This window comes from Shewanella sp. SR44-3 (assembly GCF_014163735.1).
Classification (GTDB): domain Bacteria; phylum Pseudomonadota; class Gammaproteobacteria; order Enterobacterales; family Shewanellaceae; genus Shewanella.
In genome coordinates this window covers 42484-68004 of record NZ_JACJDV010000017.1, presented here as the reverse complement: position 1 = coordinate 68004, position 25521 = coordinate 42484, and the positions used below count along the sequence as shown (strand labels likewise).

The 25521-nt window shown below is 42.9% G+C and carries 24 protein-coding genes; 1 reads left to right on the top strand and 23 read right to left on the bottom strand.

Translation table 11 applies throughout. The features are described 5' to 3' along the window. Positions 1–121 precede the first annotated feature (121 nt). The 22 genes from H5073_RS10580 to H5073_RS10475 form a co-directional block, all read right to left on the bottom strand. Positions 122–412, bottom strand: a complete 291-nt coding sequence (locus tag H5073_RS10580) for a helix-turn-helix domain-containing protein (RefSeq protein WP_182679551.1) — start codon at positions 410–412, stop codon at positions 122–124. 255 nt (positions 413–667) lie between these two features. Further along, positions 668–2497 carry a glutamine--fructose-6-phosphate transaminase (isomerizing) gene (gene glmS / locus H5073_RS10575; RefSeq protein ID WP_182679550.1) on the bottom strand — a complete coding sequence of 610 codons (1830 nt, stop codon included), beginning with the start codon at positions 2495–2497 and terminating at the stop codon, positions 668–670. A gap of 35 nt (positions 2498–2532) precedes the next feature. Continuing rightward, entirely contained in the window at positions 2533–3303 is a 771-nt protein-coding gene (locus H5073_RS10570; protein WP_182679549.1) for a DeoR/GlpR family DNA-binding transcription regulator, read from the bottom strand. A 167-nt stretch (positions 3304–3470) separates the two neighbouring features. Beyond that, the gene (gene glmU / locus H5073_RS10565) at positions 3471–4835 is read right to left on the bottom strand and encodes a bifunctional UDP-N-acetylglucosamine diphosphorylase/glucosamine-1-phosphate N-acetyltransferase GlmU (protein ID WP_182679548.1); all 1365 of its coding nucleotides are present in this window, start codon (positions 4833–4835) and stop codon (positions 3471–3473) included. Positions 4836–5591: 756 nt separating this feature from the next. Further along, positions 5592–6206: a helix-turn-helix transcriptional regulator gene (locus tag H5073_RS10560; protein WP_182679547.1), complete on the bottom strand. Its 615-nt coding sequence runs from the start codon at positions 6204–6206 to the stop codon at positions 5592–5594. 247 nt (positions 6207–6453) lie between these two features. After that, the gene (locus H5073_RS10555) at positions 6454–8709 is read right to left on the bottom strand and encodes a winged helix-turn-helix domain-containing protein (RefSeq protein WP_310734246.1); all 2256 of its coding nucleotides are present in this window, start codon (positions 8707–8709) and stop codon (positions 6454–6456) included. A 143-nt stretch (positions 8710–8852) separates the two neighbouring features. Then, positions 8853–9281 (bottom strand): F0F1 ATP synthase subunit epsilon, encoded by a 429-nt coding sequence (locus tag H5073_RS10550; protein WP_182679545.1) that lies wholly within the window; start codon positions 9279–9281, stop codon positions 8853–8855. A gap of 34 nt (positions 9282–9315) precedes the next feature. Next, complete coding sequence (gene atpD, locus H5073_RS10545) at positions 9316–10707, bottom strand: F0F1 ATP synthase subunit beta (RefSeq protein ID WP_182679544.1); 1392 nt, start codon at positions 10705–10707, stop codon at positions 9316–9318. 35 nt (positions 10708–10742) lie between these two features. Next, a complete protein-coding gene (atpG, locus tag H5073_RS10540) occupies positions 10743–11603 on the bottom strand; it encodes a F0F1 ATP synthase subunit gamma (protein ID WP_182679543.1) in 861 nt (286 codons plus the stop codon). A 50-nt stretch (positions 11604–11653) separates the two neighbouring features. Then, a complete protein-coding gene (gene atpA, locus H5073_RS10535) occupies positions 11654–13195 on the bottom strand; it encodes a F0F1 ATP synthase subunit alpha (protein WP_182679542.1) in 1542 nt (513 codons plus the stop codon). A 14-nt stretch (positions 13196–13209) separates the two neighbouring features. Continuing rightward, entirely contained in the window at positions 13210–13743 is a 534-nt protein-coding gene (gene atpH, locus H5073_RS10530; RefSeq protein WP_182679541.1) for a F0F1 ATP synthase subunit delta, read from the bottom strand. A 14-nt stretch (positions 13744–13757) separates the two neighbouring features. After that, entirely contained in the window at positions 13758–14228 is a 471-nt protein-coding gene (gene atpF / locus H5073_RS10525; RefSeq protein WP_011498167.1) for a F0F1 ATP synthase subunit B, read from the bottom strand. Positions 14229–14265: 37 nt separating this feature from the next. Further along, positions 14266–14517 (bottom strand): F0F1 ATP synthase subunit C, encoded by a 252-nt coding sequence (atpE, locus tag H5073_RS10520; RefSeq protein WP_011498168.1) that lies wholly within the window; start codon positions 14515–14517, stop codon positions 14266–14268. A gap of 66 nt (positions 14518–14583) precedes the next feature. Continuing rightward, positions 14584–15378, bottom strand: a complete 795-nt coding sequence (gene atpB, locus H5073_RS10515; RefSeq protein WP_182679540.1) for a F0F1 ATP synthase subunit A — start codon at positions 15376–15378, stop codon at positions 14584–14586. A gap of 12 nt (positions 15379–15390) precedes the next feature. Continuing rightward, positions 15391–15774, bottom strand: a complete 384-nt coding sequence (locus H5073_RS10510; RefSeq protein ID WP_182679539.1) for an ATP synthase subunit I — start codon at positions 15772–15774, stop codon at positions 15391–15393. Positions 15775–15995: 221 nt separating this feature from the next. After that, a complete protein-coding gene (locus H5073_RS10505) occupies positions 15996–16880 on the bottom strand; it encodes a ParB/RepB/Spo0J family partition protein (protein WP_182679538.1) in 885 nt (294 codons plus the stop codon). 9 nt (positions 16881–16889) lie between these two features. Next, entirely contained in the window at positions 16890–17675 is a 786-nt protein-coding gene (locus tag H5073_RS10500; protein ID WP_182679537.1) for a ParA family protein, read from the bottom strand. Positions 17676–17751: 76 nt separating this feature from the next. Then, the gene (gene rsmG / locus H5073_RS10495; RefSeq protein ID WP_182679536.1) at positions 17752–18378 is read right to left on the bottom strand and encodes a 16S rRNA (guanine(527)-N(7))-methyltransferase RsmG; all 627 of its coding nucleotides are present in this window, start codon (positions 18376–18378) and stop codon (positions 17752–17754) included. 113 nt (positions 18379–18491) lie between these two features. Further along, entirely contained in the window at positions 18492–20381 is a 1890-nt protein-coding gene (gene mnmG, locus H5073_RS10490) for a tRNA uridine-5-carboxymethylaminomethyl(34) synthesis enzyme MnmG (protein ID WP_182679535.1), read from the bottom strand. A 453-nt stretch (positions 20382–20834) separates the two neighbouring features. Further along, complete coding sequence (gene mioC / locus H5073_RS10485) at positions 20835–21278, bottom strand: FMN-binding protein MioC (RefSeq protein ID WP_182679534.1); 444 nt, start codon at positions 21276–21278, stop codon at positions 20835–20837. 440 nt (positions 21279–21718) lie between these two features. Then, entirely contained in the window at positions 21719–22558 is an 840-nt protein-coding gene (gene fghA / locus H5073_RS10480; protein ID WP_182679533.1) for an S-formylglutathione hydrolase, read from the bottom strand. 44 nt (positions 22559–22602) lie between these two features. Then, positions 22603–23733: an S-(hydroxymethyl)glutathione dehydrogenase/class III alcohol dehydrogenase gene (locus H5073_RS10475; protein WP_182679532.1), complete on the bottom strand. Its 1131-nt coding sequence runs from the start codon at positions 23731–23733 to the stop codon at positions 22603–22605. A 132-nt stretch (positions 23734–23865) separates the two neighbouring features. On the opposite strand from H5073_RS10475, the gene H5073_RS10470 reads away from it, so the two are divergent. Further along, positions 23866–24738, top strand: a complete 873-nt coding sequence (locus H5073_RS10470; RefSeq protein ID WP_182679531.1) for a LysR substrate-binding domain-containing protein — start codon at positions 23866–23868, stop codon at positions 24736–24738. Between the two features lie 130 nt (positions 24739–24868). Here the strand turns inward: H5073_RS10470 and H5073_RS10465 are convergent, their stop codons facing one another. Beyond that, positions 24869–25450 (bottom strand): hypothetical protein, encoded by a 582-nt coding sequence (locus H5073_RS10465; RefSeq protein ID WP_182679530.1) that lies wholly within the window; start codon positions 25448–25450, stop codon positions 24869–24871. Positions 25451–25521: the final 71 nt, after the last annotated feature.

Genomic DNA, 25521 nt, shown 5'->3' with positions numbered 1-25521 from the left:
ATGGACAATGCCCATTCACAATTGGAGCCTTTGTCTATCTCAGTTAGCGATTTATTTTGAAGGACGTTTAGACAGCGTGCTCGAAATTTAAACTTAACCTGACACAGAATTTCGAACGCCCTCACCCATATTCCAAATAGACCATATGGGTACGTCTTTTTACGTCTAAAAGAAAAAACCTCACTATCCAAGGTTCTGCTTTCCAACTTGCTGAATTTTTATCTATCACGGTAATTTCCTCTGTTAATATTGAAATATCAACGTCAAAAACAGCGGAAAGTGACTTAAGCGTTTCCATGCTGGCATTATTCCCTGCCTCAACTCGTTGAATTGTTCTCAGGCTTAAACCTGCAATTGTAGCTAACAGCTCCTGTGACCAATTTTTTTTATCTCTAAGTCTGCGCACTATCATGCTAAATCCCTTTCGCCCTGTTTAAGTTCATTGCTTCGAGTTCCCTACTTCGAACTCCTGCTTCGAGAAAATTATGCCTACAAAATATGGCTGTCGGTGACGTCATAATGCCGCCACTATCGCGACATCTTGATTCAGGTAATAAAAAACAACATATCATCAGAAGGTTATAGCAATCTAACACCTAAACAGCAGAAAACAAAAAGGCTTCCGAAGAAGCCTTTTTTTTGTGACAATTACAAATTAATCGATGTTTTATTCAACCGTCACTGACTTTGCTAGGTTACGTGGTTGATCTACGTCTGTGCCCTTGATTAAGGCAACATGATAAGACAATAACTGTAGCGGAATAGTGTACATAAGCGGTGCCATGAAAATATCGCAGTGTGGCACTGGGATCACTTTCATTGTGTCGTCAGACTTAAACTCTGCGTCTTTATCGGCGAACACATACATCAAACCGCCACGAGCTCGGACTTCTTCCACGTTTGACTTAAGTTTTTCTAATAATTCGTTATTAGGGGCCACCACTATCACAGGCATATCGGCATCGATTAGCGCCAATGGACCGTGCTTTAATTCGCCAGAGGCGTAAGCTTCTGCGTGAATATAAGAAATTTCCTTAAGCTTAAGCGCACCTTCCATAGCAATGGGGTATTGATCGCCGCGACCTAAGAATAGTGCGTGGTGTTTGTCAGCAAAGTCTTCTGCAAGCTCGGCGATGGCATCATCTAAACCTAAGGCTTGCTCTACTTTGGCAGGCATAGACAATAAGCTTTGAGTGATCTCAGCCTGCATTTGCGCAGACATGCCATTGTGGCGACCAATCACCGCCGTTAGCATCAATAGACCCGCTAATTGCACGGTAAAGGCTTTGGTTGATGCCACACCAATTTCGGCGCCAGCTTTCATCATGTAAGCCATGTCTGATTCACGCACTAAAGATGAGCCCGGTGCATTACAGATAGTCAATGTGGCCTTGTAACCCATTTCTTTTGCAAGGCGCATGGCGGCTAAGGTATCGGCTGTTTCACCTGACTGAGAAATCGTCACTAATAAGCTATTTGGGAATAGGTGAGACTTGCGATAGCGAAACTCTGAGGCGATTTCCACGTTACAAGAGACCCCTGCCCAGTCTTCTAACCAGTAACGCGCCGCCATACCCGCATGGTAACTAGTACCACAGGCAATAATCTGTACGTGTTTGATGTCTTTTAAGAACTCGGCAGCATTGTCACCAAAGGCGGTGTCTAACACTTGCTTATTAGCGATGCGCCCCTCTATGGTGCGCGCTAACGCCATTGGCTGCTCGTAAATTTCTTTAAGCATATAATGGCGATATTCGCCCTTGTCGCCCGCATCATGGGTGACATCAGATTCTTTCACTTCGCGCTCAACAGGATTACCGTTAAGATCAAATATTGCCACGCTGCGACGTGTCACTTCGGCAACATCACCTTCTTCTAGGAAGGCAAAGTTACGAGTAACTGGCAGTAAAGCAAGCTGATCGGAAGCAACAAAGTTTTCACCTAGGCCAAAACCTATCACTAACGGACTGCCTGAGCGCGCCACAACCATGCGCTCGCTGTCACGGCGATCGATAACTACTGTGCCATAAGCGCCTTCAAGCTGTTTTACCGTCGCTTGTACTGCAGCAACTAGCGTCGCCGCGGTTTTTAGTTCATGGTGAACTAAGTGGCAAATCACTTCGGTGTCAGTGTCTGACGAGAAGGTATAGCCAAGGCCCTTAAGCATGTCGCGTAGCTTATTGTGGTTTTCAATAATACCGTTATGCACCACGGCAATATCGCCTTCTGATACATGAGGGTGGGCATTACGCTCACTTGGTTCACCATGGGTCGCCCAACGAGTATGAGCAATACCTGTTCCGCCCATTAACGGTGCGTCAGCTAAAGCTGAAGTTAATTCCTGCACCTTACCCACACGTCGAGTGCGGCTTAACTCACCATTATTAATAACAGCAACACCAGCTGAGTCATAACCGCGATATTCTAAACGGCGCAGGCCTTCGACTAAAATTTCAGCTACATCCCTTTGCGCAACAGCGCCAACGATTCCGCACATAGTAATTTCCTTGATTATCTGATCTTGTGTTTAATTTAGCTCACATAGGCAGAAAGGATGACCTTCACGCCCTGAGCTGTAATAGTATTAATGGCTTCAGGAGATATTCTGTCGTCGGTAACTAATACATCGACAACCCCCCAAGGCAGTTCCAAATTGGGAATTTTACGACCTATCTTGGTCGACTCCAGTAACACCACCACTTCACGGGACATTTCTGCCATCACCTTGCTAAGGCCAGTGAGTTCATTAAAGGTGGTCGTGCCACGGGCGAGATCGATACCGTCTGCGCCAATAAAAAGCTGGTCAAAATTATATGAGCGCAATACTTGCTCGGCCACTTGGCCTTGAAAGGACTCCGAATGTGGGTCCCAAGTGCCACCGGTCATCAATAAGGTGGGCTCATGCTCGAGTTCATGAATCGCATTAGCCAGCTGTAGCGAGTTGGTCATCACCACTAAGCCGCGCTTACCATTTAATTGCTGCACTATGCCAGATGTGGTGCTGCCGCTATCGATAATAATACGGTTATGATCCCGTATTAGCTTGGCCGCTTCAGTGGCGATAGCTTGCTTATTCGATGACAGTTTTTCACTGGCTATTTGGGTCATTTCTTGTGGCACAGGCACGGCACCGCCGTAACGACGTAACAGTAACCCATGGGTTTCCAAACTGGCCAAATCTTTACGTATGGTCACTTCTGAGGTTGAAAACAAGCTGGCCAACTCATCAACGCTGACTTCGCCTTGGTCATTCACAAGCTTTATGATCGAATGTCGTCGCTGCTGAGTGTTACGTTTGGTCATTTAGGCTATTGTCTTTCATATAAGTTTCGAAACGAAACATATTCTAGCGACAAATGAAACTTTATCCAGTGTTTTTTACTGCTTGGTGAAATAAAAGCACAAAAAAGCCCCCATGCTATTTGGAGGCTTTTTATTCAATATTTTGTTGAGGTTTTGAAAGTGGAAGATTACTTAGTTATTTTAACTGGTCGCTGCCAACCTTGAATATGACGTTGCTTGACGCGAGTGATCACTAACTCATTTTCAGCCACATCTTTAGTAATAGTAGAGCCTGCACCTAGAGTCGCACCTTTACTTATGGTCACAGGAGCAACCAGTTGAGTGTCACTACCAACAAAGACATCATCTTCAATCACGGTTAAATGCTTGTTCACACCATCATAATTACAAGTAATAGTGCCTGCACCTATGTTCACACCAGCGCCTATTTTGGCATCACCTATATAAGCTAGATGACCCGCCTTTGAGCCAACCCCTAAAACAGCTTTCTTAATTTCGACAAAATTCCCAACGTGGGCATCTTGCTTAAGTTCAGCCCCTGGACGCAAGCGCGCGAAAGGCCCTGCGCTGGCGGCTTGTCCAAGCTTGGCACCTTCAATAATACTGTAAGGCTTGATTTCAGCGTTATCGGCAATCTCGCAATCGATTAATATGGCACCGGCACCGATGGTGACGTTATTGCCTAGCACGACCTTGCCTTCGAATATCACATTGATATCTATCATCACATCCATGCCAACGCTCACGTCACCACGAATATCAATACGGTTAGGGTCGCGTAAATTAGCTCCTTCAAGCATTAATTTTTCAGCGGCGCGAGCCTGATAAGCGCGTTCAAGCTGAGCAAGCTGCACTCTATTGTTAGCCCCTTCCACTTCGATGGCCGATTGTGGCTGTGCTGTAGCGATAGCGACACCATCTTCATGAGCCATGGCAACAATATCAGTTAAATAATATTCGCCCTGGGCATTGCTGTTGGATAAGCGGCTTAACCAAGTCTTTAAAGCTTTACCTGGTACCGCCATAATGCCGGTATTCACTTCAGTTATTTGCAGTTGTTCTTCATTAGCATCTTTTTGCTCGATAATCCCCACCACTTTACCGTCAACTCGCACTATGCGGCCATAACCAGTAGGGTTAGGCAAATCAACGGTTAAAATAGCCATACCACCTTGAGTGCGAGCATCTAATAAAGCATTAAGCGTTGATTGCTGAATAAGCGGCACATCGCCATAGAGAATAAGCACAGTGTCATCGTCATTAATGTTTGGGCTAGCTTGGGCTACTGCATGGCCAGTGCCCAGCTGTTCAGCCTGTAATACCCAATTAACCGCTTGTTCGCCAAGACGGGTCTTAAGCATCTGCGCACCATAACCATAAACCAGCTGAATCGCCTTGCTACCCAAAGAATTCGCAGTGTCGATAACATGCTGCACCATGCTTTTATGGGCTATAGGATGCAAAACCTTAGGCAAATCTGAGCGCATCCGAGTGCCTTTTCCGGCAGCTAAGATCACAACATTTAACGACATGGGACTTCCTTCAATAATCGAGGCTCAATAATGGTGCCAATGTTAACGGAAAAAAAGCTAAAAGCGAAATAAGAGCAGGAATTTTTGCAGAGGGGTGGGGGCAAAATGACTTAGGATCCGTAGGTTCTATTTGCGCTAACAAGGAACAATACATCAAAATCAAATTGCCCCCTTATTCGGGGGGGAGAAAAACAATATTCACCAACTAAAAATTACTACAGAAAATATCTCAAAGTAATGGGTTAGCTTTTAAGATATTCGCTATCTGCACCATTCTGTTGTGTTAATCCAAGACAATTAACCTGCGTTCGGCTTTTTATTCCTGGTGTTAGCATGGTCAGCATAATGGCATCTAATTCAGCCAAGCTAATTAACTCAATTAGCCCATTGGACATATGGTTAACCAATGAAGGTGTACTAGATTGATTGCAGTTCATCGCTTTATATCCTATCCAAACTCGGGAAGCTTATATAAAACCAAAAACTTAATAGAGGTAACTACAAAGCAATGATATAGGTGTGACAAGGCTATAACACAGTTAATTTTCAATAATTTAATTACTGTTATTGTAAAACCATAATAGCAATCACATTAAAATCGACATTCGTGACATTCAGTTATAGCAGACCTTTTTACTGCTTGGTTCGATGAATGCTACTCTGGCGGTACATTTTTTAGTGCAGGGAAATTAGCACAGGGAAAATAATTGAGGACGTTGGTAAACAACGAGTTAAAGGAGCAGGAGTAGCGGTGGCTTAATAAGTTAACAAGCCCCATTGACGGCAAAAGCCGATTAATTGACTAATATGACTGACACCAGTTTTTTGCAGGCTATGTTGAATATGATCATTAACGTCTTGCTCGCTTATAGTGAGCAACAAACTAATTTCTTGAGGAGTTTTACAGTCGGCGGTCCACTGAATACAGGCTATCTCAGCTTGAGTAAAAGGAGATTCATCACCCACAAGTACGCGCTGTACACATTCAGACAGAGGTGATGCCAATAACTGCCAAAATAGTGCTGTCGCTTGTTTTTGCTCAGCGGTTAATAATTGCTTAGGTTCAATTAAAATTACCGCGGCGCCTTGATTGAAGGCACAAGCAAGATAGGCAACACCAGATAATATCACCCACTGAGGAATATTCGCTTTAGGAAGTTGAGCCCAAACCCCATCAAAATTACCATATAGGCAATTCTGAAGAGATTTAGACTGTCTACCCAATGCTTTACTGGCCAAAAGATTGTTTCTAAGCAACAAGCTACAACTCAAATAATTAAAGTCTTGCCCTAAATCGCTTAAAAACTCACTTATTTGCCCAAGGGATCCCAACTCATTGATTTGAGATTGAATCTTGAGTAGGTATTGCATGTTATAAATGTTTTTCACATAAGGTGGGTACACTCTGGCAGCTACCACTACCACTGTTAGGAGTATTATCCGTGCCGGAAGTGTTAGTTGGAGGAGTGTCGGTAGCTAAGCTAGAAAAAGACAACAATGGTGTAAGTAGTAGAGCGAAAATTATTTTTTTCATAAAAACCTCAAGTTAAGCTGTTATTTTATATACTTAGCAATTAAACCATAAATATAAGCATAAAGAACAACTTAAACATGATTTCTACATAACAAAACCATTACCACTCTTGTTTTTTTCTTTACTATCAATGATATAAATCTCAGAGGTTGCATCACTAAACCCATCAATGATAAGCTGCTCGCCATTTTTGTTAATGTTAAATTCAAGCCCATTAATAAAATCTGTTTCAACCAATTCCTTGCTATTAGTTTCTAAATTAAATTTATAAAGCACAAGTTGCCCCAAAAAAAAGTCAAGCCAATAAAGGTCCGGATAAGCTACCCCCCAAATAGGAGGAAAAAACAGATTAGCTTTAACTGATAAAGGCTGTAGTTCACCCGTGAGGTTTTTTGCTTTAAATAGTTCACCATCTTCTCGCCAAAAAACATATAACTCATCAGAGACACGAGCGCCCTTATAGCCTTGGCGAATAAATTTAGATTTTTTTGATTTAACATCGAATAAATTAATGGACCATGAATTATCATTAGATTGACTGTAGATAATATTAACCCCATCTCTGTCGAACACCGCATCATCCAGTATTTGCTGCTCGCTATTGATAAACGCTATCTCACCATTCGGTTTTAGCACACCAACTCTGTCGCCCACTTTAAGCAATATATTTCCGCTTAATGACTGATCCATCAGTATAAAATACTCTTCTGAATAAAATAATCTCTTACCTTGCTCAGGATTGTCCAGATTAATTAGCACTAAATAGTACTTATCGCCCTCCTTAGTCACCTCATACCATTCTTGATTATTATATTTACTAATGTTAATGGAAACAGAATTGGAAGGTCGTTCTCTCCGTATATTATGAGTAACTCCATCGACTATTGCCAATTCTGTATAGCGACGCGTCTGCGGCTCTCTCTTATATATATAAATTTTATTGTTCAGCAAGTACATTTGCCAAAAATAGCCATAGAGATGCACAAATAACTCAGTTTTATTGTCGGTATCGATGTTGATACTGGTAATGTTTTGCTTGTTTAATACCAGTAGTGTTTCTACATCTTGCCAAACCAAAGCTCGAGTTTGCTGTCGCCAAGGAATCCTTTTGGTTATTTTTCCCGTTGCGAGTTCTAATATTTGAATTTCTTGCTCATGATCTAATCGGGTTTTGCGCAAATAAGCTAAATATTGGTAATCCGCTGAGAGCGAGCCATAAATATCCATGCTTTGACCATTATAAGTCGAAGTAATTTGCTTTTTTTCGATTAGAGTGTCTTCATCCCAGCTAATAAACTGATACTCGCTCCTGGCTTTTTCATCTACTAAGGTAGTTATAGAAACAAATGCCGAATTGGGTTGTTCCCCCAAAATAATCGAAGTTGTACCTTGAATATCTGAAATTAACAGCCGCTGGCGACTGACTTGATTAACTTCGTTTAAATGCCATAACTGCAGACTACCTTCGGTTGCTGTGCCCGAGTTGAATGAGAACAAGATGGCGGTATCATTTTCAACGAAGTCTGCATAACCCGCACTAATTAAATTATTTGCTATGCTCCACTGCTTGCCTTGCTTTATTTTATGTAGAAATAAATCGTAGCTGCCATCTTCACGATTTTGCTCATAAAATGCCAACTCGCCATTTTTCGAGATAGCCAGTAAACGTGAATTAAGTGGTAAGGTATCAAAATGACTCAATACTAGCTCGGTTGCTTGAAACTCAGTCTTATCAACATGAGGCTCTAAGTTATTAGGTTGTTTTAGAAAATAAAAAGCACCTAAACAGCACAGTAATACTAAGCCAATGATGAGCATTAACCCCTTATAGTTGTTCTTTTCCGCAGGGAAGCTTATCGCTTCTTTAGCGTCAATTTTTTCTACTGTAGACGATTTAACTTGTTCAGTAACATCAGTATCGACGTCGTTGATGGGAACAGTAGTTGGCTCAAATGGCGATGAAATAAATGGAGGTTCAACAGGACTCGCTTCAAGATGTTTACTGGCAAATTCGGCGGATGCTGGCATAGAAAAAAGTCGATAGCCCCGTTTGGGTAGGGATTTGATGATTTCAGGTTGACTAGGATCAGCTTCAATCAAGGCCCGTAAACGACTGACGACTCGCCTTACAGCAGTATCCGTGACAATACGCCCGACCCATACCTCATCATGCAGCTCTTGCAAAGGGACATAACGTTCGGTATTAAGTAACAAATAATCCAGTACGTCAGCCATTTTTGGCTCAATGTTTATTGACTCACCATCGAGGTAGAGAAACCTCTCTTGAGTACAATAGATATAACGCCCGATGATAAACTTACTGTTCAATGAGATAGCCACAGCCTTTGAGTGTTAATTAATAGTTATACTAATAACATACGCCTAGATTGTAAAACAAATGCCGTTATAAGTTATTATTTAGGCTGTAAAAACAAAAAAGCGGTGTTTCAATTAAGAAACACCGCTTTTTTCCAACAATAACCTTATCTGGCAATGTTCTTCTTGATGGTCTCAAGTACACGTAATTGAGCGGTTGCCTTAGCAATTTCAATCAGTGCTGCTTGGTAATCAAAGTCAGTACCAGCATCAGCCATATGGGCCTCTGCGCGATTCTTAGCTTCGATTGCCGCTTTCTCATCAATGTCATCGGCACGCAATACCACATCAGCAAGGACAGAGGCTGAAGAGGGCTGCACTTCCAGGATACCACCTGAAAGATAAAACACTTCTTCGCTACCGTCTTGCTTGGTAACACGCGCCATGCCAGGCTTAATTTTACTAATCAGAGGGGCGTGACCATGCATAATGCCTAGTTCACCTTCAGAGCCGGTCACTTGTAGATGTGACACACGACCGCTGAATATACCGCCTTCTGCACTAACAATATCAAGCTGTACTGTCATGGCTGCCATAGGTTCTCCTTAAGAAACTAAGTATATTACTTAATTATTTCTTTTTGTTCGCTTTTTCGACAGCTTCGTCGATTGAGCCAACCATGTAGAACGCTTGCTCTGGAATGTGATCGAACTCACCTTCTAGCAGTCCCTTGAAGCCACGGATGGTGTCTTTAAGAGAAACGTACTTACCTGGAGATCCTGTGAAGACTTCTGCTACGTGGAATGGTTGTGACAAGAAACGCTCGATTTTACGTGCGCGTGCCACAGCCGTTTTATCTTCATCAGATAATTCGTCCATACCCAAAATAGCGATGATGTCTTTCAGCTCTTTGTAACGCTGTAATACAGTCTGTACACCGTTAGCAACATCATAATGCTCTTGACCTACTACCTGTGGATCTAACTGACGTGAAGTCGAATCCAATGGGTCAACCGCTGGGTAAATACCTAGCGAAGCAATTTGACGTGATAGTACAACAGTCGCATCTAAGTGAGCGAAGGTTGTTGCTGGTGATGGATCTGTTAAGTCATCCGCAGGTACGTATACCGCTTGAACAGAAGTGATCGAACCTGACTTGGTTGAAGTGATACGTTCTTGAAGAACGCCCATCTCTTCTGCCAATGTTGGCTGATAACCTACTGCTGAAGGCATACGACCTAGCAATGCAGATACTTCAGTACCGGCTAAGGTATAACGGTAGATGTTGTCAACAAACAACAGTACGTCACGACCTTCGTCACGGAACTTCTCTGCCATAGTTAGACCAGACAGTGCTACACGCAAACGGTTACCCGGTGGCTCGTTCATCTGACCATAAACCATGGCCACTTTATCGAGAACACCAGAATCTTTCATTTCGTAGTAGAAGTCGTTACCCTCACGAGTACGCTCACCTACACCTGCGAAAACAGAAAGACCCGAGTGGGCTTTAGCGATGTTGTTAATCAGTTCCATCATGTTAACTGTTTTACCAACACCCGCACCACCAAACAGACCTACTTTACCACCCTTAGCAAACGGACATACAAGGTCAATAACCTTGATACCAGTTTCTAAAAGCTCAGTAGAGCTAGATTGATCTTCATATGAGGGGGCGGCACGGTGAATAACATAACGTTCTTCTTCACCAATTTCGCCACACTCATCAATAGGCTCACCCAATACGTTCATGATACGGCCAAGGGTCGCAGCCCCTACCGGAACAGAAATTGGTGAACCTGTGTTTACAACCTCAAGACCACGACGCAAACCATCAGAAGAGCCCATAGCGATGGTACGAACTACACCACCACCAAGCTGTTGCTGAACTTCCAGCACTAAGCCTTTACAAGCGCCTTCGCCAGTGATCTTAAGAGCGTCATATATTTGAGGTACGGCATCTTGTGGAAACTCTACGTCCACAACCGCGCCAATCACTTGGACAACAGTACCTGTGCTCATGATTAATCCTCTAAAACTTGTATTCGTTACCTAACCTAAACTGCAGAGGCACCTGAAACAATTTCCGACAGTTCCTGCGTAATCGCAGCCTGACGGGCCTTGTTATAGACCAACTGAAGGCCATCTATCATATCACCAGCGTTATCCGTTGCCGCTTTCATCGCTACCATACGGGCAGCTTGTTCAGAAGCAAGGTTTTCAACAACGCCTTGATACACTTGAGATTCCACATAACGAACCAATAATGTTTCCAAAATGTCTTTTGGATCCGGTTCGTAAATGTAATCCCAGCGATGAGACTTCACATCGTCTGCAGATTTCGGCAAAGGTAGCAGCTGCTCGATCACAGGAGTTTGTGTCATGGTATTAACGAATTTGTTAAATACCACATACAAACGATCCAGCTTGCCTTCGTTGTAAGCTTGTAGCATTACACGTACTGTACCGATCAAGTCAGCGAGCTTTGGAGCATCGCCTAAACCTGAAGCGTGTGCAGATACCTGACCGCCAAAACTTTTGAAAAACTGTACGCTGCGCGCACCAATGGGGCAAAATTCAACTTCTGCACCTTCGGCTTTCCAGTTTTTCACGTCTAAAATCACCTTTTTGAAAAGGTTGACGTTTAGACCACCACAAAGGCCACGGTCGGTTGCTACAACAATGTAACCAACCCGCTTAGCCTCTCTCACCTCTAAATAGGGGTGTTTAAACTCGAGAGAACCTTGCGCTACGTGACCGATTACCTTACGCATGCTTTCCGCGTATGGACGGCTTGCAGCCATGCGTTCCTGCGCTCTGCGCATTTTGCTGGCTGCCACCATTTCCATGGCGGACGTGATCTTTTGAGTGTTTTTAACACTCGCGATCTTGGTTTTAATCTCTTTAGCGCCGGCCATCTCTACTCTCCAATCTGGACCTGAGGTGTCTTAAGACACCTCGCAAATGTTTACCAGGTTTGGGTCGCCACGAACTTGTCGAGACCAGCCTTGATTTCACCTTCGATATCGGCATTGTAATCGCCGGTAGCGTTGATGTTATTCATCAGGGCAGCGTGCTCGCTGTTCATGAACGAGAGCAGAGCGGCTTCGAAGTGACCGATCTTATTCAGCGCAACACTCTTAAGGTAGCCTTTTTCAGCTGCGTAAATAACCACAGCCTGCGCAGCTACGCTCATTGGAGCATATTGCTTTTGTTTCATAAGTTCGGTAACACGCTCACCATGCTCTAATTGAGCACGAGTTGCATCGTCAAGATCTGATGCAAACTGTGAGAACGCAGCAAGCTCTCGATACTGTGCTAGTGCAGTACGAATACCACCAGACAGTTTCTTGATGATCTTAGTCTGAGCCGCACCACCAACACGAGAAACAGAAATACCAGGGTTAACAGCAGGACGAAGTCCTGAGTTAAACAAGTCAGTCTCAAGGAAGATCTGACCATCTGTAATAGAAATTACGTTGGTCGGTACGAATGCAGATACGTCACCCGCTTGAGTTTCAATAATAGGCAATGCGGTTAACGAACCGGTTTTACCTGTTACTGCACCCTTGGTAAACTTTTCAACATAGTTCGCGTTTACGCGTGAAGCACGCTCAAGTAAACGAGAATGTAGATAGAATACATCGCCTGGGTAAGCTTCACGGCCTGGTGGACGCTTAAGTAGCAATGATATTTGACGGTAAGCAACTGCTTGCTTAGACAAATCATCATAAACTATTAGTGCATCTTCACCGCGATCACGGAAGTATTCACCCATAGAACAACCAGAATATGGTGCTAGATACTGCAATGCAGCTGCTTCAGAAGCAGTAGCAACAACAACTATGGTGTTAGCCAACGCGCCGTGCTCTTCTAGTTTGCGTACAACGTTTGCTATGGTAGAAGCTTTCTGACCAATAGCGACGTATACACACTTAATATCTGAATTGTTCTGATTGATAATGGCATCAATCGCCAGTGCTGTTTTACCAGTCTGACGGTCACCAATTACCAATTCGCGTTGGCCACGACCGATAGGGATCATGGAGTCAACAGTCTTATAACCGGTTTGCACTGGCTCATCAACTGATTGACGCTCAATAACACCAGGGGCGATGACTTCGATTGGAGAATAACCGTCGTTGTCGACAGGTCCTTTTCCATCAATAGGCTCACCTAGAGTGTTAAGTACGCGACCTAACAGACCACGGCCAACTGGAACTTCCAGAATACGACCAGTAGTCTTAACTTTTACGCCCTCTGCCAAACCGGCATACGAGCCCATTACTACGGCACCGACGCTATCACGTTCTAAGTTCAACGCGATTGCATAACGGTTACCAGGCAGTTCGATCATTTCACCTTGCATTACATCGGCTAGGCCGTTAATGCGGATGATGCCGTCACTTACTGCAACGATAGTACCTTCGTTGCGAGCTTCACTAACGACTTCGAACTGCTCGATCCGCTGTTTAATCAGATCGCTGATTTCAGTGGAATTCAGTTGCATGCTCAAACTCCCAATTACGATTGCAGCTTATCAGAGAGGCGGGCCAACTGACCGCTGACTGAGCCATCTATGACTAAGTCGCCTGCTCTAATGATCATACCCGCGATTAGCGTGGCATCTGTGCTGCAATTCAGCTTTACTTTGCGTGCGAGACGTTTCTCTAAAGAAACACTAACTTGCTGTTGTTGCTCAGAGCTAAGCTCAATAGCTGAAACCACTGAGGCCTCAACTTCTTTTGCCCACTCGTTGCGGTATCCAGTAAATAACTCGGATACAGCAGTTAGTACCTCTAAGCGACCGTTTTCAGCCATTACCTTTATCAGGTTTTGACCTTGCGTATTAATTTGCTCACCGCACACACTGATAAACAGTGCTGCAAGTTTGCCACTGGCTAAACCGCCAGCTAATAATGGCTTCATTGATTCGTTTTCACTTACCAATGCGGTAAAGTTGAGCATTTCTGCCCAGCTATCAACGGCATTATTTTCAATAGCAAAATCAAAAGCTGCCTTTGCGTAAGGGCGAGCGATGGTGGTTAATTCAGCCATAACTCAACTCCTTATCAAATTTCAGCAACAAGTTTATTAACTATGTCACTGTGGGCGGCTGGATCAATCGAACGCTCAAGAATCTTCTCTGCACCAAGAATGGCAAGAGTAGCAACTTGCTTGCGCAGATCTTCTTTCACGCGATTACGTTCGGCTTCAATTTCTGCTTTACCCTGAGCGATAATTTTTGCACGCTCAGCGTCTGCTTCAGCTTTAGCTTCGTCAACGATTTGAGCTTTGCGCTTGTTAGCTTGCTCAATAATTTCGTTAGCCGTCGCTTTGGCTTCTTTTAGTTGATCAGTCGCTTTTGAGCGAGCCAACTCTAGGTCTTTTACTGCACGATCGGCATCAGCCAATCCATCAGCAATCCTTTTTTGGCGTTCTTCGATGGCATTCATCAAAGGTGGCCATACAAACTTCATGCAGAACCACACGAAGATTAAAAAGGCGACCGACTGTCCGATTAGGGTAGCGTTGAAATTCACAACAGCCTCCTATTAATAGTTAAGACAGAAGCGTTTGTTATAGCATTGCACCCAATGGGTTGGTAAATAGCATGTATAACGCAATACCAACACCGATCATGGTTACAGCGTCTAGAAGACCAGCAACGATGAACATTTTAACTTGTAGCATAGGAGCCATCTCTGGTTGACGCGCAGCGCCTTCCAAGAACTTGCCACCTAGTAAGCCGAAACCGATTGCAGTACCTAACGCACCCATACCAATCAGCAAAGCAACAGCGATAGCTGTCATGCCTAAAATCGTTTCCATCTGTATCTCCAGTATCTAAATCTATGTTAGTTAGATAATTTAGTTTAAAAATTTCTTCAGCAATTCTTAATGATCTTCATGAGCCATGCTTAAATAAACAATGGTTAACATCATGAAAATAAATGCTTGTAGCGTGATAACTAATATGTGGAAAATTAACCAACCTAGTTGTAAACCTATACCTAGAGTGGCAATAGCCCAGTTAGCACCATACATAAGCGCAATAAGAATGAAGATCAACTCACCTGCGTATAAGTTACCAAACAGACGCAATGCCAATGAAATTGGTTTTGCAATCAAGGTAACAGATTCTAACAAGAGGTTGACGGGTATCATTGCCCAATGGTTAAAGGGCTGTAGCGTCAGTTCTTTCACAAAACCAGACACACCTTTGACTTTAATGCTGTAGTAAATAATCAGCACAAACACACCTAAAGCTAAGCTGAAGGTAATGTTAACGTCAGTACTCGGAACAACTTTTAGGTACTCTACGTCAGCAAGCGCTGCTAATGAAGGTAACCAATCTACTGGGATCATATCCATGAAGTTCATCATGAATACCCAGACGAAAATTGTCAGAGCTAAAGGTGCAATCACAGGATTGCGGCCATGGAAAGTTTCTTTCACGCTAGCATCAACGAACTCAACGATCATCTCGATAAAACACTGAAGTTTACCAGGAACACCGGTAGTCGCTTTCTTACCAACGCTGCGGAAAATCCACAGGAACAATACGCCAAGACCAACCGAAAAGAGCAACGAATCAATGTGCCATGTCCAAAAGCCTTCACCAACCGATAGGTTAGTAAGGTGGTGCTGGATATAGCCCTGCGGTGTTAACGCGTCACCAGTTGCAGCCATGATTCATCCCACTTAACTTTGCTTGAAGTATAAAGGAGCCGTCCAATGCACGATTAACGCCAGTGTGTAGCAAACAAAAAGCGGCATAAATACCACCTCTAGCTTGATAAACGCCAGTGAGAACATCGCAATGGTTAACAGCAACTTTACCGCTTCCCCCCAGTAAAAAGTCTTAACGACTTTTGCCGATGAACTTGCTCCCATATGAGAGAAGGCCAGGGTTGCGAATACAAAATTAGGGAGTACAGCAATTGAACCACCTGCCAAAGCAGAGCAGCCAAACTGAACTCCCCACACGGCGAAAAAGACTATCGATACAAATCCAGCCACCACCGCCTGTGCCATCACTAGCTTATAGGCTGACAATCGGCCACGATGTGCTAAAACTTTGCTCAATGGATCTTCTCCGCATTAATACTTTTTGTTTCGATGACCGGACTCAATATCCGAATAAAGTCATGCACAAAAAGCTTGCGAAAGTATACCTTTTCAAGCTTTCAATGCAACTTTGAGAGGGGGAAAAGTGCGACATTTGAGTGAAAATCGTGTTAAAAACCAAAAATAACAGATTTTCACTCATTAAGTAGGTTGTTGATTATTTATAAAACAAACGGTTTCTAACCTATTTTGGCAAGAATTCCGTCAAGTTCACCTAAGTTTTGATAATTGATAACAATCTTACCTGTACCTTTAGCGCTATGATTAATAGATACCTTTGCACCTAATCGTTCAACTAAGCTCTGCTCTAGACGACTAACATCATGATCTTTTTCTTTAGATTCCACAGTTTTGCTCGGTGAAAGGGCTTTATTGACTAAACGTTCCGTTTCGCGAACAGTCATGTCTTTAGATGCAACTAAACGCGCAAGTTCTGTTTGTTCATCACCTTCAATCGCCAATAAAGCACGGGCATGCCCCATGTCAATATCGCCATTTTCCAACAAACGTTTAACAGGTTCATTTAAGCTATTTAATCGCAATAGATTAGACACACTTGCCCGTGATTTACCGACAGCATCGGCCACTTGTTGGTGAGTTAATTCAAACTCTTCTAATAAACGATTAAGAGCAACCGCCTCTTCCATGGCATTGAGATCTTCACGCTGAATGTTTTCAATCAGGGCGATAGCCACTGCAGATTCATCGGCGACTTGCTTAACTAAACAAGGAATTTTATCTAACTGAGCTAATTGTGCTGCACGCCAACGGCGTTCACCAGCAATAATCTCATATTGACCACTACCTATTTTTCGCACAACAATCGGCTGAATTACACCTTGAGAGCGAATAGATTCAGCGAGTTCTTCTAAAGCGTCTGGCGACATATCGCGTCGTGGCTGATATTTACCTGGCTGCAATAAATCTAAATCTAGCTCAATAAGTTTGCCATCAATAGGATCAGCGTTTGCTTGTTCTTGTTGTTCTGATTTACGGCTGGCCGCATTACTGTGGCTAAGTAAAGCATCTAAACCTTTACCTAAACCGCGTTTTTTTAACGTCATTATTCTTCCTTACGCCTGTTTAGTGTTGGTTTGCTCTGCGCGGCGAATAATTTCACCCGCAAGGGCTAAATAGGCTTTAGCCCCAGCACTGGTTTTATCGTAATACATTGCTGGGGCACCAAAACTAGGGGCTTCTGCTAAACGGATATTTCTTGGAATAACAGTACGATACACTTTGTCGCCGAAATGTTGTTTCAGTTGGTCTGAGACATCATTAGATAAGCGGTTACGGGGATCGTACATAGTGCGTAAAATGCCTTCTATGGTTAACCCAGGGTTAACCATAGCGGCTAATTTGGAAATGGTATCTATCAGTGCTGTCAATCCTTCGAGGGCATAGTATTCACACTGCATAGGTACAAGTACAGAGTCAGCCGCCGACATGGCATTTACTGTGAGCATGTTTAATGATGGCGGACAATCAATAAAAATATAATCGTAATTATCTTTAATCGGCGCAAGAGCATTACGCAAGCGAACTTCACGCGCGTAAAATTCCATCAGCTTAATTTCTGCAGCTGTTACATCGCCGTTACCAGCAATAAGATCATACTTACCAACAGTATTTTTGACGACAATGTCATCGAAAGGTTTATCTTCCACTAATAAGTCGTAGGCAGTATGTTCAACCTCGTATTTATCAATGCCGCTGCCCATGGTGGCATTACCCTGGGGATCTAAGTCAATCAGCAACACTTTACGTTTGGTTGCAGCCAAAGACGCGGCTAGGTTGACACAAGTTGTTGTTTTTCCAACTCCACCTTTCTGGTTAGCTACGGCAATGATTTTACCCACAATGTCATCCTGTCTTGTTTAATTGTTATTAAATTATTCTATATATCAATAGATTAAATCTAAATTACTTGATGAATCAACTGCGCTTTTTTCTAAGCTTTAATAAATGACGCTGTTCATCTAATTGGGGCACGTGCAGCACTATGGTCTCTACCAGCTCAAATCCTTCAGGAATAGCGTCAAGTTCAGCTGGGTTTAACTGCCCTTTTAAGGCATAGAATGTCCCTTCGCTATGAGGAAGGTGATGACACCAAGTTAACATATCTTGCACAGATGCAAAGGCTCTGCTGAGTACACCGTCAAATTTATTTTCAGGCTCAAAAGCTTCCACACGGCTTTCTATCGAACTGATATTGTTAATTTTAAGTTCAAATTGCACTTGTTTTTGAAAACGGATCCGCTTGCCTAAACTGTCGAGCAACACAAATTCTTTATTAGGATTCATAATAGCAAGCGGGATCCCGGGTAAACCTGGACCTGTGCCAACATCGATAAACCTGTTACCGCTAAGATAAGGAGAAACAGCCAAACTGTCCATCACATGACGAATTAACATTTGTTCAGGTAAACGAACCGAGGTGAGATTATAGGCCTTATTCCATTTATTTAGCATTTCAACAAAACCAATCAATTGGCGCTGTTGTTGCTCAGTGGCCGATAGGTTCATTTCAGCTAAATAAGCACTGAGTTGGGAAGATAACACGGCAAAGCCTCGTAAAGTAAAATTAACAGTCGTTAGCTATTATGAAGCCGTAAAAGCACTAAGGGAAGCCCTATGACTTCCCTTAGTGAATTGAGGGTTACTTAGCCTCGTTTTTAAGCTGTTTTGCGAAGTAAACCGCGTTTTTTAAGGTGAACCAACAAAATTGAAATTGCCGCAGGAGTTATACCCGAGATCCTTGACGCTTGGCCTATGGTATCTGGTTTGTGATTATTTAACTTTGCAATCACTTCATTAGAAAGCCCAGGCACTTCTTGATAATCAAGATCTAACGGCAACAGAGAGTTTTCATGGCGAATAGCCTTGTCGATTTCATCTTGCTGGCGCTGAATATAACCTGAGTATTTAACTTGAATTTGCACTTGCTCTGCAGCACTAGGATCTTCAAGACCTGGGCCAAAACCTTCTAACGACATTAATTTCTTATAATCCATTTCAGGACGACGTAATAAGTCTTCAAAAGATGCTTCACGAGAAATAGGGGTATTTAATTCAGGATTTAATACCCCAAGTAAAGGTGAGTTGGGGTGGATCCATTGGCCACGTAAACGCTGCAATTCAAGCTCTATAGATTCACGCTTTTCAGAGAATTTAGCCCAGCGTTCATCATCAACTAAACCAAGCTCACGGCCTTTTTCAGTTAAACGTAGATCGGCATTATCTTCACGCAGCAATAAACGGTATTCCGCGCGACTAGTAAACATGCGGTAGGGTTCTTTAGTGCCTAATGTTGATAGGTCGTCAACTAACACGCCTAAATAAGCTTGATCGCGACGTGGACACCAAGTCTCTTTGCCTTGCACTTGCAATGAAGCATTCATGCCAGCCAATAAACCTTGCGCACCTGCTTCTTCGTAGCCTGTGGTGCCGTTGATTTGTCCTGCAAAGAACAAACCATTGATGGTTTTGGTCTCTAACGAGTTTTTTAGATCTCTTGGATCAAAATAATCGTATTCTATGGCATAGCCTGGGCGAATAATCTCAGCATTTTCCATGCCTTTAATTGAACGTACTAAGTTCAATTGCACATCGAAAGGTAAGCTAGTTGAAATACCATTTGGGTAAATTTCGTTGGTGCTTAAGCCTTCTGGTTCGATAAATATTTGATGAGAAGTCTTATCAGCGAAGCGATGGATCTTATCTTCAATTGATGGACAATATCTTGGGCCAATGCCTTCTATAACCCCTGAATACATAGGGCTTCTGTCCAATCCACCACGAATAATATCGTGAGTTTTTTCATTGGTATGAGTGATATGACAAGAAATTTGTCGCGGATGCTGCTCTACATTGCCAATAAATGACATTACAGGTAAAGGTGTATCACCTTTTTGCTCAGTCATTTGAGAGAAATCTATACTGTTGGCATCGATTCGTGGTGGGGTACCGGTTTTTAAACGTCCGACACGAATTGGCAATTCACGTAAGCGGTTGGCTAATGCAATTGCTGGTGGATCTCCAGCTCGGCCGCCACTGTAATTTTGCATACCAATATGAATTTTACCGCTTAAAAATGTGCCCGTGGTTAACACTACAGCTGGTGATTCAAAGGCCAATCCCATTTGGGTTACCACACCAACCACTTGATTATTCTCAACAACTAAGTCATCAACGGCTTGTTGGAAAATACGTAAGTTTGGTTGGTTTTGTAGAATTTGTTGGATCTTTTGACGATACAAGGCACGATCCGCTTGGGCACGAGTAGCTCGCACTGCTGGGCCTTTACTGGAGTTTAGGGTTCTAAATTGAATACCTGCGTAATCCGTGGCTATTGCCATGGCGCCACCCAATGCATCGATTTCTTTGACTAAATGGCCCTTACCAATCCCACCTATGGCTGGATTACAAGACATCTGTCCTAGCGTATCTATGTTGTGAGTTAGCAAGAGTGTTTTAGAGCCCATTCTTGCAGATGCTAATGCCGCTTCAGTTCCGGCATGACCACCACCTACAACAATAACATCAAACCTTTCGTGAAAATGCATTATGCGACCTTAGATTTCTTAACAGTATCGTTCAATTTTAAATTGAGTAAGGGAGGTATTTTAGCACTTGCTTTGCTGAACGTGAATGATCTATTTCACTGGTTTGATCGCAGAGGTTTTGCTTAATAGATCTTAAGATCTTTATATAGATCTCTTTATTATGTTTACTATTAGGATCGCACTTTTCTGTGTGTAACCCTAAAAATCCTTTATAATCATAAGATAACAAGAACTCGATCCTGTGATCAGTTAGCGATCAAACTCGATATAAGGTGGGGATAGAATAGCGACTTATCCACAAGGTGGATCTTTGTGCAGATCGGACTCATAAAAGTACAGAGTTATGATCGCTAAAAATAATAGCTTATCCACAAACTTATTATTTAAAATAACAATTTGTGGATAAGAGTAGTTTGAATTGTGGGTATTTATATTTAAATTAACAGTTCTGGATTAGTTGAGTAGATGTTGCCATTGAGCTAACCAAGCCAATGCTGGCTCTTCAGGTACGGGAGTGGACTGAATATCTATTTGGATCTTATCCACAAAGGGATCGCCTCCTAGTCGTTTTAATTGATCAATTATTTTTTCAGGGCCATGACAAAAAGTATCGTAATTAGAGTCACCGATGGCACATAAGGCAAATTTTAAGCCGCGAAGATCGCGATCACTTGCCATTAACTGTTCATAAAATGGCTTAATATTGTCTGGTAATTCACCTGCACCATGGGTTGAACTGACAATTAACCATAGAGATTCTGCTGATAATTTCATCAATTCTGCCTGCATATAAACCTCAGCCTGATGGCCTAATTCGACCAATTGAGCTGCCATATCATCGGCTACATACTCAGTTCCACCTAATGTAGTGCCTACTATTAAGGCTATTTTTGCCATATAAACGTCCGTTACTAATGATTAATGGCCTAGTTTACCCGAATTCCTATTGGGTATATTCAAGTTCATCAGTATTTACCTTGTTAGTGCTTGGTTAGTATTTGACGAAAAACTGCAGGATTGGGCTAAAACTACAGCTGAATTAACTGTTTTATCTCGAGACTGTACATGCTTATCTTGTTAATCAGAGGTCAGCATCTTAATGAAGGTATTAGCTATGGAGGTTTTCTCATGTCTGTGGGGATTGGTGATATTGACCCTGTAGTCGCCGCTATTATGGCCTATGGAAGGTGATTTTTTATTTATCAGTATTATGGGGTAAGTTGGAACTAAGTTTTTAATTGCGCACAGGTCATTCGAACTACGACATAGATGTTATTAATGCAGAAGCTGGCTGCGGCGGCAAAGGATGACTTTGCACGCCTTAAACAGGAGGGAAATTAACTTAAGTGTTTAGCATGAAAATGTAGGTGGTCTTCGATAAAACTAGCGATAAAATAATAGCTATGATCGTAGCCTGGCTGCATTCTTAACTTCAGTGGGTAGTTGATGTTTTTAGCTACTGCCTGTAGATTTTCAGGCTTTAGCTGCTCTTTAAGGAAGCTATCATCTTCGCCTTGGTCCACCAGCGCAGGCACAAAATGATGGCTTTTTTTCATTAATTCACAGCTGTCATAGTTCAACCAATTTTGCTTGTCTTTACCTAGGTAACCGCTAAAGGCTTTTATGCCCCATGGACTGTTAATGGGGTTACAAATAGGGCTAAATGCCGACACACTTTGGTAGCGAGTTGGATTTTTTAAGGCAATGGTTAATGCACCGTGACCGCCCATGGAGTGGCCTGCAATACTGCGTTTGTTGTTCACTGGGAAATGGGCTTCAATCAAGCTTGGCAATTCATTGACTATGTAATCGTACATTTGGTAATGAGTGTTAAACGGCGCTTGGGTAGCATTAACGTAAAAGCCTGCACCTAAACCAAAGTCATAAGTAGCATCTGGGCAATCGGGCACATCATCGCCACGAGGGCTGGTATCAGGCGCTACAATAGCTATACCAAGTTGTGCCGCGAGTCTTTGGGCTCCCGCTTTTTGCATAAAATTTTCATCGGTGCAGGTAAGCCCAGATAGCCAATAGAGTACTGGTACTTTTTCATTCATGGCTTGAGGCGGTAAAAAAATGGCAAATCGCATAGCGCAATTTAAGCTGTGAGAATGATGGCGATACTGCTTGTGCCAACCAGAAAAACTTTTATTACTGCTGATATTATCCAGAGTCATGACTTGTCCTTTATGCCCTAGCATTGAGCTAGGGCGGCAGTAGATTATTTATCGAAATGGATAACGGTACGAATGCTTTCGCCTTTATGCATTAAATCAAAAGCTTGATTTATATCCTCAAGGCCCATTGTATGAGTAATAAAGTGATCCAGCTTAAAATCACCATTTAGGTATTGCTCAACGATACCGGGTAATTCACTGCGTCCTTTTACGCCGCCAAAGGCACTGCCACGCCAGACTCTACCTGTCACCAACTGGAAAGGACGGGTAGATATTTCTTGCCCTGCGCCAGCTACACCTATGATCACAGACTCACCCCAGCCTTTATGGCAACATTCTAAGGCGCTGCGCATTACGTTAACATTACCTATGCACTCAAAGGAGAAGTCCACACCGCCATCGGTCATTTCAACAATGACTTCTTGAATGGGTTTGTCGAAATCTTTAGGATTAATACACTCTGTGGCGCCAAGTTTTTTAGCCAATTCAAACTTAGATTCGTTTAAATCAACACCGATAATGCGGCTGGCTCCAGCCATAGTTGCGCCAATAACAGCAGATAAGCCTATGCCACCAAGGCCGAATATTGCCACGGTATCACCTTGTTGAACTTTTGCCGTTTTAAGTACGGCGCCCATGCCTGTGGTTACGCCACAACCGAGCAAGCACACTTCTTCAAGGGGAGCGCTTGGGTTGACTTTTGCCAACGAAATTTCGGGTAATACTGTGTATTCAGAGAAGGTCGAGCAACCCATGTAATGAAATATCGGTTGGCCATCTTTATAAAAACGTGTGGTGCCATCTGGCATTAAGCCTTTACCTTGGGTTTCACGTACCGCGCTACATAAATTGGTTTTACCTGAGGTGCAGAATTTACATTTACCGCATTCAGCTGTGTATAGCGGAATAACATGGTCACCCACTTGCACGCTAGTTACACCCTCACCAATCATATGAACGATACCACCACCTTCATGGCCTAGAATCGCTGGGAATACCCCTTCAGGATCATCACCCGATAAAGTAAATGCATCAGTATGGCACACACCAGTGGCAATTATTTTTACCATTACTTCACCGGCTTTTGGATACATCACATCCACTTCTTCTACGGATAATGCTTGTCCTGGGCCCCAAGCGATAGCGGCTTTAGACTTGATAAATTGTGCAGTCATAATTATGTCCTAATGGTGAGGGTTAAATGTGAGCTGACTAAGTTTAGCCCTTAGTCGATTTATCTATTGTATTTCTTTATAGTCAGATGATAATTGGCTTATTTAACAAATAACCTTTACGAGGATGTAACAATGTTGCAGTGGGAAGGCATTTCTGAATTTGTCGCTGTGGCTGAAGCTGAGAGTTTTACTGCGGCAGCAAAAAGGCTCAGCATATCTACTGCACAGGTCAGCCGTCAGGTCAGTCAGTTAGAAGATCGTTTAAGCACCAAGTTGTTTTATCGCACCACTCGCAAGGTAGCCTTAACTGATGAAGGCACTGTGTATTATCGACATTGTCGTCAGGTACTCAATGGGTTAGACGATGCAGAGCGCGCTATATCGAGCCTTAAAGATACCCCACAAGGCTTAATAAAAATGACAGCGCCAGTCACTTATGGTGAAACTCACATTATGCCAATCGTGATTGCTTTTATGGCCCAATACCCACAAGTCGAAGTGCAATGTGAGCTGACTAATCAAAGGTTAGATCTTATCGATGGCGGTTTTGATTTAGCGATTCGACTGGGCCAGCTTGGAGATTCGAGCATGATGGCTAAACGCCTGAGCAACCGTCGTCAGTATGTGTGTGCGGCGCCAAGTTATATTGAGGCTTATGGTGCACCCTATAGTTTGTCTGAATTAAACCAACATAATTGCCTGATAGGCAGTCAGCCTCTGTGGCAATTTATTGAGCAAGGTAAGATTAAGAGCATTAAAGTGCAGGGTCGCTTACGTTGTAGCAGCGGCTTTAGTTTACTGGACGCAGCTATCCGGGGGCTTGGCATAGTGCAACTGCCTGATTATTATGTCAGCCAAGCATTAGCTGAAGGTAAACTTAAAGTATTACTTGAGCCTTTTCAGCAATCTAAAGAAGGGATTTGGGCACTGTATCCCCACAATCGCCATTTATCACCTAAAGTGCGCTTATTGGTGGACAAATTAGCTGAAAATTTACCTAATTGATGATTAATTTGATGGGGTTAAATTAAGCCGCTTTGGATACTCACTTGTATGCAGAATAAAACCGATATTGGTGTATGTATGGTCCAATATCGGTTGGAATCCTCTGTGTGAGGTTAAGTTATATGGCAGATTAGAAGTTACGTGATTGCTCTTCAATGTGCATTTGTTCTACTAGGCCTTGGCCTGTGCGCTCTTGGTATTTAGTCTCGGCTTGCTGCATTCTACTGCGGCCATTTCCAAGCATAGTTTGCCCTTGCTGCAAGGCGCTTTCACCTTCAGCAACCTTGGTATTACCTTCTTCAATAAGTTCTTTGCCATCAACGAATTTTTCGTCAGCGTCTTCCCAAAGATCGGCGATGTCTTCGAGAATTTCAGTGAGTTTAGTTGCATGAATACCCGATTGAGCGCCACTTAGGCTACCTGCCTTAGCAATAAATACATTACGTTGCCGTTGAGCTTCGGCTCTGGCCTCTGTTATGAGTTTTTCACCTTCAAAAATTTCTGTCTTGCCTTCGCTAATCAGCTTTTGACCACTGGTGAGCAGCGCTTTAGCGTTATTAACATCTTTAAGACCTTGTTCCCATTGTTGAGATAGATCTAAATGTTGTTCGCCTTGTGCTTTTATTTTTGTGGCAAAGGTATTTGGCGTTGCTGCACAACCTGCCAGATTCATTGCACCTATCACTAACAAACTACAAACAACAGCTCTCATGTTTAAGTCTCCATAATAAGGGGGAGAAAGCGGCGCAATTTAATCTGTTAGTCATACAAATAGCAATAGGG